Annotated in this window: 8 protein-coding genes and 1 pseudogene; 5 read left to right on the plus strand and 4 right to left on the minus strand. The window is 61.7% G+C overall.

The window, feature by feature from the left end; genetic code table 11:
• Positions 1 to 199: 199 nt before the first annotated feature.
• Positions 200 to 1,315: an NAD(P)/FAD-dependent oxidoreductase gene (locus tag ACK83U_RS20855; protein WP_112608393.1), complete on the minus strand. Its 1,116-nt coding sequence runs from the start codon at positions 1,313 to 1,315 to the stop codon at positions 200 to 202.
• A 212-nt stretch (positions 1,316 to 1,527) separates the two neighbouring features.
• On the opposite strand from ACK83U_RS20855, the gene ACK83U_RS20860 reads away from it, so the two are divergent.
• Genes ACK83U_RS20860 through ACK83U_RS20875 form a run of 4 tightly spaced genes read left to right on the plus strand, consistent with a single transcriptional unit; the run spans position 1,528 to position 7,294 of the window.
• Positions 1,528 to 3,609: a hydantoinase/oxoprolinase family protein gene (locus ACK83U_RS20860; protein ID WP_112608395.1), complete on the plus strand. Its 2,082-nt coding sequence runs from the start codon at positions 1,528 to 1,530 to the stop codon at positions 3,607 to 3,609.
• Positions 3,610 to 3,615: 6 nt separating this feature from the next.
• On the plus strand, positions 3,616 to 5,610 hold the full coding sequence (locus ACK83U_RS20865; RefSeq protein WP_183711223.1) for a hydantoinase B/oxoprolinase family protein: 1,995 nt from the start codon (positions 3,616 to 3,618) through the stop codon (positions 5,608 to 5,610).
• A complete protein-coding gene (locus ACK83U_RS20870) occupies positions 5,607 to 5,930 on the plus strand; it encodes a (2Fe-2S)-binding protein (protein ID WP_112608399.1) in 324 nt (107 codons plus the stop codon). The genes ACK83U_RS20865 and ACK83U_RS20870 overlap by 4 nt, the downstream gene beginning before the upstream one ends.
• Entirely contained in the window at positions 5,927 to 7,294 is a 1,368-nt protein-coding gene (locus ACK83U_RS20875) for an FAD/NAD(P)-binding oxidoreductase (protein ID WP_112608401.1), read from the plus strand. The genes ACK83U_RS20870 and ACK83U_RS20875 overlap by 4 nt, the downstream gene beginning before the upstream one ends.
• Before the next feature lie 29 nt (positions 7,295 to 7,323).
• Here the strand turns inward: ACK83U_RS20875 and ACK83U_RS20880 are convergent, their stop codons facing one another.
• Together ACK83U_RS20880 and ACK83U_RS20885 are read right to left on the minus strand one after the other, a co-directional pair.
• On the minus strand, positions 7,324 to 8,232 hold the full coding sequence (locus ACK83U_RS20880) for a LysR family transcriptional regulator (protein ID WP_112608403.1): 909 nt from the start codon (positions 8,230 to 8,232) through the stop codon (positions 7,324 to 7,326).
• A 59-nt stretch (positions 8,233 to 8,291) separates the two neighbouring features.
• Entirely contained in the window at positions 8,292 to 9,617 is a 1,326-nt protein-coding gene (locus ACK83U_RS20885) for an NAD(P)/FAD-dependent oxidoreductase (protein WP_112608405.1), read from the minus strand.
• Positions 9,618 to 9,842: 225 nt separating this feature from the next.
• On the opposite strand from ACK83U_RS20885, the gene ACK83U_RS20890 reads away from it, so the two are divergent.
• A complete protein-coding gene (locus tag ACK83U_RS20890; RefSeq protein ID WP_015343674.1) occupies positions 9,843 to 10,319 on the plus strand; it encodes an Lrp/AsnC family transcriptional regulator in 477 nt (158 codons plus the stop codon).
• Positions 10,320 to 10,349: 30 nt separating this feature from the next.
• Here ACK83U_RS20890 and ACK83U_RS20895 read toward each other — a convergent pair.
• Positions 10,350 to 12,004 (minus strand): annotated as a pseudogene (locus ACK83U_RS20895) (ABC transporter ATP-binding protein).

Here is a 12,004-nt window from a genome sequence, read left to right on the forward strand (position 1 = left end):
TCGCTCACCGGGGGCGTCAAGCGGCGACAGGCACCTTCGGCGCTTGTTACGGCGCTATTCGCTGCGCACGATCCCTCTCGCCCTGGCATCCAGATGAAAGCGGATCTCGGAGAGCGATCCCAAGTGCTTATGCGGCTCCGTCGTCGATTGTTGACGAAACCAGCTTAGCAGAAGCCGGCGAGGCAAATCGGCCTGAAAGTCAATTCGGCTTTGCGAAGCGCTCGATGCGGAAATCCTGCAGCGGAATATCCGTTTTCCCTGTCGCCATGATTTCCGCCATGACGTCGCCAACGCCGGGTCCGAGTTGGAAACCATGGCCGGAAAAGCCGAATGCGTGGAAGAGCCCCGGTGTCGTCGATGACCGTCCCATCACCGGAAGGCCATCCTCGACATAGCCCTCGCAACCCGACCAAGTGCGTATCACCGCAACGTTTTTCAGCGCCGGCAAAATCGGCAGCAGCGAACGAAGCTGTCCCGGCAAGCGAGCCGGGTCTGCCTTGGCGTATCCGGTATCGAGTGAAACGTCGGTGCGCTCGGCGCCGCCACCGAAGACGATGTTGCCCCGTTCCACCTGCCGCAGATAACCGCCTCCGTGATCATGTGCCCAGACGCCGAGGACCGGGAGAATGCGATAGGGGAGAGGTTCCGTCACGCCCATTTGCGGACCTTTGGCAACGATCGGAACCGCCTCCCCGAACAGGCTTGCGATGCGCGCACCCCAGGCACCCGTGGTGTTCAGCAACATCGAGGCTTCATGCGAACCCTTCGACGTTTCGACCTGAAATCCATAGGCACTTTTTCTGATGGCGCCGATGCCGACATTTTCGACGATGTCGGCGCCCAATTTTCGGGCGGCATGAGCGAAAGCCGGTGCGATAAGACGCGGATTGCCGCTTCCATCCTTCGGGGAAAAGGATGCCGCGATCGCATCGGGGCCAAGACCTGGAAAGCGAGACCGCACCTCCCCCGCGGTCAACTCCTCCAGCTCCAGTCCCCACGGCCGGGCCTCCTTGACGAAGGACCGCATCGCGGCAAGCCCTTCCTGGCTGAACACCAGCCGTAGATGGCCGGTTGCGCGGAATTCCACGTCTCGTCCTAGCATGGCCTCGGCGTCTCGCCACAGGGCAAGCGAGCGGTGAGCAAGCGGCAATTGCGGAATATACCGGCCGCTTCGTCTGACGTTGCCGAATGACGCTATCGTAGCGCCGCTCCCGACCCGATTGCGTTCGATAAGTGTCACGCGGATGCCGCGCCGGGCGAGAAAAAAGGCGGAGGCAGCTCCCATGAGCCCGCCGCCCAACACGATAGCATCCATTGAGGCTCTCCAGGGGCTGAAAACAGTCCCCATCCTGTCCGACCCGGCTCGGCGCTGTCAAAGTCGGGATTACGCAATGCCCATAAGTCCGGCCTATGGGTTTTGCCGGTCGTCAGAGCATAAGTCCGGCTTATGACATTTGGCGTTTTCGCTCTTGGACCTTGCCGACCCGTCCGTGCCAGATTCGGGACAGGCAAAGGAAAGGAACGGATATGGCGGATGCGGCAAGACAAGCAGTAGAGGCTTCGCAGCAGGATTGGAAGATCGGCGTCGATATTGGCGGCACCTTCATCGATTTCTGCGCGCTGGAAAGCCGCTCCGGTCGCATTGCTTCATTAAAGGTGCTGACAACGCCCGATGATCCGGGTGCGGAGTTGATGACCGGGCTTTCCCTGCTTGCCGAGCGCGAGGGGTTGCAGCCGGAGGCAATCAGTCGCTTCGTTCACGGTACCACGGTCGGCATCAACACCGTCATTCAGAGACGCGGCGTGTCGCTCGCGCTCCTGACGAATGCCGGGTTCGAAGATGTCATCGAGCTCGCACGGCTGAAAATGCCTGACGTCTATTCTCTTTTCTGCTCGCGGCCGGAACAGCTGATCGCACGCGACATGATCTTCGGCATCCCCGCGCGCTTGCGGGCCGATGGCAGCGAAGCGCGGGCGCCCGACATGAAAGCGGTTGCCGCGGCGGTGGCTGCCGCAAGAGCCAAGGGCGCGGCGGGCATTATCATATCCTTTCTGCATTCCTGGCGCGACGATGCCCAGGAAACCGCCATCAAGAACGAAATCGAAAAACTCGCACCCGATCTCTTCGTTTTCACCTCCTCGGAAGTGTGGCCGGTCATTCGCGAATACGAGCGCACGACGACCGCGATCCTCAACGGCTACGTCCATCCGAGGGTTTCGGGTTACCTGACGGCTCTCGAAGACAAGCTCGCATCGCGCGGAGTGAAGGCGCCGGCCCTGCTGACGAAATCGAACGGCGGCGTCATGAACGCGGCGGAAGGAAAGCGTTCCTGCGTCCAGATGCTGCTGTCCGGTACGGCCTCGGGCGTGATCGGCGCCGCCTGGCTAGCGCGTCTCGCCGGTGAGAAACATGTCCTCACCCTTGACATCGGCGGCACCTCGGCAGACTTCGCGTTGATCATCGACGGCGAGCCGCAATTCGGGACAGGCGAATTGATCGGCGAGTTTCCGCTTCACATTCCCTCGGTCTCCGTCAGCTCCATAGGCGTCGGCGGCGGTTCCATTGCCAGCATCGACGCCCACGGCGTCTTGCGGGTGGGGCCTGAATCGGCCGGCTCTACACCCGGTCCCGCCTGTTATGGCCGCGGCGGCACGCAAGCGACCGTGACCGATGCCATGGCCGTCTGCGGCTGGCTGGGGCACAGCGAAATGGCCTACGGTCAGTTGCAGGTCGATGTCGGGCTCGCGCGCGCAGCCGTCTCGACGCTTGCCGAGCGTATCGGTCGCTCGGTTGAAGAGGTGTCTCAGGCTATTCTCGATATCGCTATCTCGGAGATGTTCGTCGAGGTGGAGAAGCTGGCATCGCGGGCCGGGGTCGACCTGCGGGAGTTTACCCTCATGCCGTTCGGCGGTGGCGGCCCGATGCTGGGCGCGTTCCTTGCTCGCGAATTCCGCATGGCTAAGGTCATCGGACCGCCACGTCCGGGGGTGGTGTCGGCTCTCGGCGGGCTGGTTGCGGATCTGCGCGGCGACTTCATCAAGACGGTCTTCACGCATCTATCGCCGGCAGCCGTGCCATTGCTGCGCGGTTCCTTGGAGGCGCTGTCGGACGAAGGACGGAGCTGGCTCATCAAGCAGGGCCATGCAGGACCTGCCGAATTGCGGATTTCCGCCGACATGCGCTATGTCGGTCAAAGCTTTGAAATCGAGGTTCCGCTGCAGGCGGCTTGGGTAGCGGAAGGCAATCTCGCCGCGATGGAAGAGGCGTTCCATGCCATGCACGCCCGCCTCTATGATTTTGCCGACCCGGACGGCGGGATCGAGATCGTCAATCTCCGTCTGTCCGCGATCGGCGCCGGACCGATGCTGCAAACGACCGTCGGCCTCGACGAGATTGCCGGCATGGCCGAGCCGGAACGCGAAATACCGGTTTATACCGGCAAGGCATTCGAATGGATCGGGCTATACCGGCGGGACCAATTGCATCCGGGCGGCCGCTTCAGCGGCCCCGCCGTCGTAGCCCAGGACGATACGACTTTTGCCATTCCTGCCGGCACGCAGGTGACGATCGACCGCCACCTGAACCTTCATCTCACCTTCTCGGAGTAACGGCCCATGTTCGACCGTTCGAACCTTCAAGTGTTTGCCAACCATACCCGGGCCGCCGCCGAAAACATGGCCTATACGCTGCAGCGGACGGCACATTCGGCCTTCGTCAAGGAGACGGAGGATTTCACCGTCATGCTGATCAATCGCAAAGGGGAAACCTTCGGCGTCCCGATGAGCCTTGGCGCGACATGGTATCCGGGGCTTACCTATACCCGGGCCATCGAAATGGTCGGGGATTACAAGCCGGGCGACGTTGCCTTTACCAATGATCCCTATTCCTGTTTCGTGGCGACGCACGCACCGGACACGCATCTCTGGAAGCCGGTTTTTTATGGCGGCGAGATCATCGCCTGGACCGGCGGGCATATCCATAACACCGACATGGGCGGCGCCGTGCCGGCTTCCCTGTCGCGCGCGCTGACGGAAATTCATCAGGAAGGCATTCGCTTTCCGCCGATGAAGCTGGTCAACGAAGGCATCTTCGATGAAAATATCCTGAAAATCATGACCACGAATGTGCGCAAACCCGACCTCAACATCGGCGACATCAAGGCGCTGGTCGGAGCGCTCAACACCGGCGAGCGCAAGATCCTGGCGATGGTCGAAAAATTCGGCAAGCAGGCATTTCTCGAAGGCGCCGACGTGCTTCTGGATCACGCTGAAGCGCAGGCGCGCGATCTCCTGCGGACAATGCCGGATGGCACGTGGGAATTCGTCGATTATGCGGATGAGGATTCCGTCGAGGCCAATCCATGCCGCCTGAAGCTGACGCTGACGATCAGCGGCGATGCGGCGATCCTCGATTTTACCGGATCCGATCCGCAGCTTGGCTCGTCGCTCAACGTTCCCTCGGGCGGCGATCCGCGCCACACCATGCTGCTGGTCGGCGTCTATTACATTCTCTATACGCTGAACCCCAAGATCCTGCTCAACACCGGGCTGACCCGTCCTTTCACCTGCATTGCGCCGCAGGGAAGTGTTCTCAATCCGGTATCGCCGGCCGCCGTCGGCATGCGTTCGCTTACCTGCGCGCGCTTGCGGTCCGTGATCTTTGGCGCCTTCAGCCAGGCGGTTCCCGGATTGCTGCCTGCCGCGCCGGCCGGCAATAATTGCATCATCAACGTCATGACCACGGACGAACGCACGGGCCGCAGCGTCATTGCTGCCGTCAACCCGGTGGTCGGTGGCGGCGGGGGGATGCCGCATCGCGACGGGACCAACGGTTCGGGTGCCGATGCAGGTTATCTGAAGAATACGCCGATCGAAATCACCGAAACCGAAGTGCCGATCGAGTTCGTCAAATACGGGCTTGCCAAAGACAGCGGTGGGGCCGGCCGTTGGCGTGGGGGTCTTGCGACCGAGATGGCGTTCCGCGTGTTCTCGCCCGGAAGCCGTATCACGGCCCGCAACCGCGACCGCAGCTTCTTCCGCCCCTGGGGTGTGCTCGGCGGCAAGGCGGCAGGGCTTTCCGACATGGCATTGAACCCCGGGCGTGAGGATTATCGCCGGCTCGGCAATATCGATACCGCCGTCTTGCAGCCGGGAGATGTGCTCGAGATCCGCTCGGCTGGAGGCGGCGGTCGCGGAAATCCGCTTGAGCGCGAGGTCTGGCGCGTGCTGCAGGATGTGGAGCGCGGCTATGTTTCCTTGGAAGTGGCCGAGCGCGATTATGGCGTAGTCATTCGTAACGGCAAGGTGGACGAAGCCGAAACCTCTCGTCTCAGAGCGTCGCCCGCGGTTCCGTCGGCCCACTTCCATTACGGCGCGGAGCGTGAAGGCTACGAGGCACAATGGACGCCCGCGGCCTATAACCTGCTCACGGATATTCTCGCCTGTCTTCCGATCCATTGGCGCTTCTTCACCAAGACGGAGATTTTCCGCCGAATGAAGGGACGTGCGGGACCTGAGGGCGTTGCCGCGGCTTTTGCCGATGTCCGCGCCCGGTTCCCGGAAATGCCGGAGGTTCGTCTTCAAATCAAAGAGGTGGAGGCGGCCGAATGAGCAAGGGGCCGCGTCCGACTGGAGAAACAGGGCGCATCGTCCGTCTCGCCGAACAGGACCGGCCATCCGTCCGCTTCCTGCTTGACGGCATAGAACGGGAAGCCTTGGCCGGTGACACGGTGCTGACGGCCATGCTGACATTCTCGTCGGTTCTTCGGCAATCCGAATTCGGGCCGGAGGCGAGGGCCGGCTTCTGCCTGATGGGCGCCTGCCAGGATTGCTGGGTCTGGCAGCAGAATGGAATCCGCCTGCGCGCCTGTTCGACCCTCGTCGGCAACGGCATGTCCCTGTTAACCCGGGCGCCGGGAGATTGGCTATGACGACGAATGATCGGAAGGCAACGGTGATTGTCGGCGCTGGTCCGGCGGGCATCCGCGCAGCCGAGCTTCTGGTGGCCGCCGGTATCCGGCCCGTCGTGATTGACGAGGGGATGAGGGCGGGCGGCCAGATATATCGCCGGCCACCGGCGGGGTTCATGCGGTCAGCCCAGCAGCTCTATGGTTCGGAGGCCGGCAAAGCCCTTGCCCTTCATTCCCTCTTCGATCGTATGGTCGCTCGCGGCGAGGTCGAATACCATCCTCAAAGTTCAGCGATGGCGCTCGCGGACAATATGCTGCAGGTGCTGACATCAGCCGGTCGACGGGAGTTCGCCTATAACAGGCTGATACTGGCAACCGGTGCGACCGATCGGCTGGTGCCGATACCCGGCTGGCAGGCGCCCGGCGTCTATAGCCTCGGAGCTGCGCAGATCGCCCTGAAGGCGCAGGGTGTCGCCTTGGGGCGAAGGATCGTTCTCGCGGGTTCCGGCCCCCTGCTGACCCTCGTTGCGGCCCAGCTTCTGATGGCCGGAGCGAATGTTGCGGCCGTTCTCGATACCGCCTCGCTTCGAAACCAGATCCTTGCACTTCCGCACATGATGGCAAGGCCGGCTGTGGTCCTGCGGGGCCTGGCGATGCGACTGAAACTCGGCCTGATATATCGCGCAGGCGTGACGCTGACCGATATCGTCAGCGACGAGACCGGACCGACGGCCGTTCGCTGGCGGGATGCCGGCGGGCGCGACCATCATACCGAATGCGATATGGTCGGCATTGGCTGGCATCTGAGAGCCGAAACGCAGCTTGCCGGCCTCGCTCAATGCAGGTTCGACTACGATCCGGGCTGGGCCCAATGGCTCCCACGGGCGGATCGAATGGGCCGAGCTGCCGATGGTGTCTATCTTGCCGGCGATGGCCTGAGGATCCTTGGCGCCGATGGCGCGGAGGTTGCGGGACGGCTAGCCGCGAGCGCCTGCCTTGCCGATATGGGATTGCCTTATCCCAATCCGGCACGGGATCTCCGGCGGCTCGCCCGCTACGAACGCTTTGCTCGCGCAATCGCCCGCGCCTTTCCCTGGCCTGCCGACATGGTCCGATCCGTTCCCGATGAAACGATGGTCTGCCGCTGCGAGGGCATCAGCGCCGGCGATCTGCGTGAAAGCGTCGACCATGCCGGGGGTGAGGCAAACCGGGTGAAGTCAATGGTGCGGGTGGGTATGGGACGATGCCAGGGACGGTTTTGTCAGCTCGCCGGCGCCGAACTGATTGCGGAGCGTGCGGGAATCCCGGTTTGCGAGGTCGGTCGCCTGCGTGAGCAGGCGCCTGTTCGTCCGCTGCCGATCGGATCCTGGATAAACGAGACCTGACCAAGTTCGTTTGGCTATGCCGACGCGATTTACTCCGGCGGGGCTTCGCCATTCTTCAGCACGCCGGCACAGGCCTGGCGCAAATAGTCGCGCATCATAAGGTGGCTACCCGTCAAGGGGCGGTCCCGGCTGGTCAGCAGCGCGATCGGAACTGTCTTTCGTGGCAACAGCGGCCGGCGCACAAGGCCGGGAAACTGTTCCCACGGCAGCAGACCATCGACGATCGCGACACCGAAGCCATTGCGGACGAAGGGCAAGGCGGTAATGGAAATATCGATTTCGATCGCGGGATTGAACGACTGATTTTCTAAAGCTGCGGCGTTGGCAAGCAGCTGGCCGGGGAAGGTATCGGCGCGGTAGGAGATCAGCGTCTCGTTCTGAAGATCGGCGAAGGTGATGCAGTCGCGCGCGGCAAGATGGTGCCCTTCCGGCACGATGCAGATGAGTTCGGCATATCCGAGCGTTTCGACATCGATGCCGGGCCGCGCGATGTTGTTCATGACGATGCCGAGCGGGGCATCACCATTGCGGATCATATCGACGACATTGATCAGCGGTGCGATCAGCGAGCGGACGACGATATCCGGATAGGTCGTTCTGAAGGCGAGAAGCGCCTTGGGGACGATCGACATGGCCGGCGGTGTCGTGGCCGCGATCCTGATCAAGCCGGTCCGCCCGAAGCGCATATCGGTCGTTCGGCGCCGAAGCGCTCCGAGCTCGGAAAAGATGCGCTCGGCTTCCGGATATAGTTCTTCAGCCTCTCTCGTCGGGACCAGCTTGCCGCGCACGCGGTTGAAGAGTTTGAACCCCAGCTGGTCTTCGGCATGCAGCAGGATTTGGCTTAGCGCCGGCTGCGTGATGTTGAGCATGGCGGCAGCGCCGGTCACCGTTCCGGATCGCATCAGCATGCAGAAGACTTCGAGCTGACGGGCCTGCATCAGGAAATTCCGTATTGTCTGGTTCGGTTGCCGGCGAAGTCTAGCATGGGTGACCCATTTCAGAAGTCGGCTACCTTGCCCCATGCGGATTGCAGGAAACGGTCTGGGTGATAGGGTTTCGGGTCGACCATCGGCGTGACAGCGGTGACGATATCGGCGATCAGGTGGCCGGCACCCGGTCCGATGCCGAAGCCGTGGCCGCTGAAACCGGCCGCCAGCACGAAGCCCGGTATGGATGCGATTTCGCCTATGCCGGGCACGCCGTCGGGGGTGGAATCGATGTAGCCGGCCCAACTTGCGGTGATGCGGCGGTTTGCGATGGCAGGAAGCAATTCGCGCGCACGGTCATAGGTAAGCTGGATCGTGCCTCTATCGACGGCCGGATCGAGGATACGCATCCGCTCCATCGGCGTCGGCCGATCCAGGCGCCAGCGCGCCAGGCTTTCGTGGCCACTGCGAAAGCCCTCGACGCCGCCCAGCGAAAGCGCGCGCCAGCGGCGAACGAACATCGGCAGAAACTGGGCGCCAAACCGAATGTTCTGCGGCGTGGGATCGACGCGGCCCCGTCCGCTGATCGCGAGCGTATGGCCGCCATCGCCTCTGCGCGTCACCGAAACATACGCGGTATGAAGAGCATCCGGGAGTTCGTCGTCGCCGGGGCTGACGGAAAGGATTGATGAGCGGATCGACGCCTGCGGAAAGCGAACGCCAAGCTGACGGCAGAAGGACGAAGCCCAGGCGCCGCCCGACAGGACGGCAACCTTGGTCTTGACCGTGCCTTCCTCGGTCACGACGGCGGAGAGCTTCCCACCCTCGGTTTCTATGCCGCGCGCCGCGCAATTCTGGCGTAGGCAGCCCCCCAGCTTCATAAGGGCGCGAGCGACCGCCGGGGCGGCGTTGGCGGGATCGGCAATGCCGTCTGTCGGAGAAAAGACGCCGCCCTTCCAGATGCGGCCGGTCGCCTTGCCGCGTTCGCTGGCTTCAACGCTATCGAGCATATGCGTGGTTACACCGACGCCGCGCGCAAAGTCGCGCCAACGGGCCCATCCGGCAAGCTCTTCGTCACTATTGCTCAGATAGAAGAGGCCGCAGCGGCGAAAGCCGGTGCTCTCTCCACTCTCCGCGGCGAATCGGTCCCAAAGCTCCAGGCTTTTCGTCGCCATCGGCAGCTCGCGGGCATCGCGGTTCTGCTGCCTGCACCAGCCCCAGTTGCGGCTGGACTGCTCGGCGCCGACGCGACCTTTTTCGAGGAGAACGACTTTGAGGCCCCGCTTTGCCAGATAGTAGGCGGTAAAGACGCCGATAATCCCAGCCCCGATGACGACGACATCGGCAGAGGCCGGCAATTCCGGCGAGTTTTCGACAAGGGTAAGCGGTGCGGGCATGGATGCGGGTCTCCTATCGAGCCGACAGCATAGCCAAATGATCGGACATGAAGCTGCCGCACAACCACGCCATGCGGCATAAGATTCTGCTCATGGGGAACCAAGCGGTCGATTGTGCCGGTTCGATTCCTGCAGAATGAAATAGACAAGATGGACCATGGTGTTATGCTCGATCTTCAAGAATTCGCAGCATAAAATGCCGCCTTAAATGGGAAAGATCTGCCGATGAAGCTCGACCGTATCGACATCAAGATCCTGTACGAACTTCAGAAGAACGGTCGCATCACCAATGTCGAACTGGCGGAACTGGTCAACCTGTCGCCGAGCCCCTGCCTTATGCGGGTCAAGAAACTACAGCAGGAAGGCTATATCGAGGGATACTCGGCCCAGATCAATATCGGTAAACTTGGCCAGACGCTGACAGTCTTTACGGAAGTCACGCTCAAGAACCATCGGCAAATCGATTTCGCCCGTTTCCTTTCGGCAGTCGAAAAGGTCGATCAGGTCATCGAATGCCACCTCGTTTCGGGTGGCTACGACTATATGCTGAAGTTCGTGACGGCTGGGATCGGAGAATATCAGACGATCATGGAACGCCTGACCGACCTGGATATCGGCATCGACAAGTATTTCAGCTTCGTGGTGCTCAAGTCGCCGATCGTCAAGGCGCATATGCCCTTGACCAGCCTGTTTCCCATGTAGCGCCCAGTGGCATTTCCGGACTGTGTCCGGCTAGCCGTGGCCATACTCGCGCTTGAGTTCCGGGTCCTGGACGAGATTGTCGAGCCAAGTCGGATCGAGCTTGGGAACGGACCCGAACAGCAGCTGGGAATAGGGGTGGCGCGGCGCATCTGCGGCCTCGCGCGTGATCTGTTCGACTTTCTTGCCGCCATACATCACGACGATCTCGTCGCAGATCGCTTCGACCACCGACAGATCGTGGCTGATGAAGATGTAGGACAGATGCAGCTCCCGCTGCAGTTCCTTAAGCAGGTCGATAATCGCCGCCGCAACCACCGTGTCGAGCGCGGATGTGATTTCATCGCAAATGATCAGCCGTGGCTCTGCCGCAAGCGCACGCGCGAAATTCACGCGCTGCTTCTGTCCGCCTGACAATTCCGACGGATAGCGATAGCGAAGCGCGCGCGGCAATCGCACCATGTCAAGCAACTCGTCGACTCTGGCCGCTCGAGCCCTGCGGTCCATCCCATGATAGAAGGCCAGGGGCCGCTCGAGAATATCGGCGATCGATTTTGCCGGATTGAGTGCCGTGTCGGCATATTGAAAGACGATCTGCATCTCCCGCAATTGATCGCGCGAGCGCAATTTGGCAGCACGATTCATGTCGCTGCCATTGAAGCCGATAGTGCCTGATACGGCCGGCAATATGCCGGCAATTGCGCGCGCCAGCGTCGACTTTCCGCATCCGGATTCACCGATAATGCCGAGATTCCTCCCCTTTTCCACCTCCAGGCTTACGGATTGAACCGCACAGACCGCGGGTAGGCCATTAGTCTGGATATCGCCATAGCCCGCCACCAGATTATCGATCCTCAGCACGGATGCAGTCGTCCCACCTGTTTTGCCGTCGCGGATGGCTTGCTTCGGCTCGAACGCCGCCAGCAGCTCGCGCGTATAGGGATGGCTCGGCCGTCTTAGGATAGTTTCCGTCTGCGCGATTTCCTGAATTTCGCCACCCTTGAGCACGGCAATCCGATCGGCAATCTGTGCGACGACGGCCAGATCGTGTGACACATAGACGCCGGCGATGTCGCCGGCACGGATGACGGATTTGTATGCCTTCAGCACATCGATCTGCGTCGTCACATCAAGTGCGGTCGTCGGTTCGTCAAAAATGACAAGCTTGGGTTCGCCGATCAGAGCCATGGCCGCCGCCAGCCGCTGCAACTGACCTCCCGAGACCTGATGCGGATATCGTTCGCCGATTGTTTCGGGGTTCGGCAGCGACAGCGCCCGGAAGAGCTCGATCGCGCGCTGGCGAGCCTGTTCAGGCGGCATCAGCCGGTGAATGCGAGTGACCTCGATCACTTGCTCCATGATCTTCGTAGCGGGGTTGAAGGCGGCCGCTGCACTTTGCGGAATATAGGCAACCGTGGTGCCGCGGACCTTTGAACGCTCGCTTTCGGAAAGGGCGGCCATGTCCTGCCCATCGACTTGGATCTCCCCGCCGGAGATGCGACAGCCCTCGCGCGCATGCCCCATGAGCGTCAGCGCGATCGTCGTCTTGCCCGAGCCGCTTTCGCCGATGAGCGCGACAATCTCGCCCTTGGCGATATTGAAACTGACGCCCTTGATGATCTCGACGGTACGCCCGAATCGGTCGTCGCCTCGACTTTCAGATTCTTGATTTCAACGAGGCTTGTCAT

The sequence above is a fragment of the Rhizobium sp. WW22 genome (assembly GCF_047041135.1).
Taxonomy (GTDB): domain Bacteria; phylum Pseudomonadota; class Alphaproteobacteria; order Rhizobiales; family Rhizobiaceae; genus Rhizobium.